Annotated in this window: 1 pseudogene; it reads left to right on the forward strand. The window is 74.5% G+C overall.

The features are described from left to right. A pseudogene (locus tag KVT44_RS57145) lies at positions 1 to 235 on the forward strand (histidinol-phosphatase); the annotation flags it as partial.

Consider the following 235-nt stretch of genomic DNA (forward strand, 5'->3'; position numbering starts at 1 on the left):
AGACCGGCGACTGGGCACCCGGGCAGAACCACGCCCACGCCGGGCACATCCCCGACCCGGTCAACACCGCCTCCCATCAGCCGGGCGGCGACTTCTGGCCCGGCCAGTTCAGCCGCCCCCACGTGGGCGTGACCCGTTACGGCTACCGCGGCGTGATGGCGGGCCTGCGCGCCGGGCGCGTCTGGCTCGACCACGGGCACCTGCAGGACGGTCTCGACGTCCGGGTGAAGCGGGA

Source organism: Streptomyces sp. GbtcB7 (assembly GCF_019091445.1).
GTDB lineage: Bacteria > Actinomycetota > Actinomycetes > Streptomycetales > Streptomycetaceae > Streptomyces > Streptomyces mirabilis.